Origin of the sequence: Brevibacterium sp. FME17 (assembly GCF_014897515.1) — a bacterium.
Lineage (GTDB): Bacteria > Actinomycetota > Actinomycetes > Actinomycetales > Brevibacteriaceae > Brevibacterium.
Map to the genome: position 1 here is coordinate 1 of NZ_JABUYD010000068.1, position 1334 is coordinate 1334.

The 1334-nt window shown below is 61.5% G+C and carries 1 protein-coding gene; it reads left to right on the plus strand.

Annotation, left to right across the window (positions count from 1 at the left end; translation table 11 throughout):
- Positions 1-69: 69 nt before the first annotated feature.
- Positions 70-1298, plus strand: a protein-coding gene (locus INT40_RS20320) for an IS3 family transposase (protein ID WP_193073273.1) whose coding sequence is annotated in 2 segments (ribosomal slippage) — positions 70-337 and positions 337-1298 — 1230 coding nt in all. Because the reading frame shifts where the segments join, the coding sequence is not laid out codon by codon here.
- Positions 1299-1334: the final 36 nt, after the last annotated feature.

The window sequence follows — 1334 nt, forward strand, 5'->3', positions numbered from 1 at the left end:
TGAGGTTAGCCTGGTTTTGTGGACACCCGAGCTAGCGGGATTCGTGATCCTGGTGGAAGGATGTCCAGCATGTCAGAGAGCAAGAAACAGCGTCGCACGTTCACGCCCGAGTACCGGCGGGAGGCCGCGACTTTGGTCATCGACACTGGTCGCTCGATCGCGGCAGTGGCCAAGGAGATCGGAGTCGGGGAACAGTCCCTGGGCACCTGGGTCAAAGCCGAAAAGCAGCGCCGACAAGGCGAGGGGGCATCGACGGGGCCGTTGGGCGAGGACGAGCGAGCAGAGCTGGCCCGGTTGCAACGGGAGAACTTCGAACTCAAACAGGACAACGAGTTTCTGGGAAAAGCGGCATCCTTCTTCGCGTCGAAGCAACACCGTCGGAACGGTTCGAACTGATGCACGCGGAGAAGGACAACTACGCGATCACCCGAATGGCTAGACTCCTGAAAGTGGCCCGGGCTGGCTATTACGCGTGGGCGAAACGGTTGAGTACAGAGCCGGGACCGCGCAAGCAGGCCCAGCGAGCACTCGACGCTGACGTGGCCCGGGTCCACGCCGAATCCGATGATGTTTATGGTGCACCGCGGGTGCAGGCCCAGCTGGCCAGGCAAGCAGTGACTGTCAACGAGAAGACAGTGGCGAAGTCGATGCGCCGGCAGGGGTTGGAAGGCATCAGCCCGCGGAAGTTCAGGCCGGTCACAACGTTGCCAGGGACCCGGACGCACCGGATCCCTGATCGGGTCGACAGAGTCTGGGATCAGGGCGTCGTGGATGCGGTCTGGATCAGCGACATCACCTATCTGCGGACCTGGGAAGGCTTCGTGTACCTATGCGTGATCCGTGACGGATGCTCGCGTCGAGTCCTGGGATGGGCGATGGATGACCGACAGGACTCAGACCTGGTCGAACGGGCACTGCGGATGGCTCACACGCTGCGCGGGATCGGATCGAAGGACGTCATTTTCCATGCCGATCGAGGAGCGCAGTACACCTCAGGGCAGTTGCATCGAGCGGCGGAAGAACTGGGACTGGCGCAGTCGGTGGGTCGGACTGGGGTGTGTTGGGATAACGCGATGTCGGAGTCGTTCTGGTCGACGTTGAAGACAGAGTTCTATGATCGTCGTGTATGGGCGAGCAGGTCGGCTGTTCGACGCGAGGTCGGTCGGTGGATCGAAGAGGTGTATAACCGTCGGCGGTTGCATTCGGCGCTGGGTCAGGTGACGCCGGTGGAGTTCGAGGAAGCACGTTCACTGACCGACCTGGTCAGTGAAGAGGAAGTGTCTGCGCAAGCCGCGTGAGACAGATCAAGTGTCCACAACTTGCGGGGAACCTCA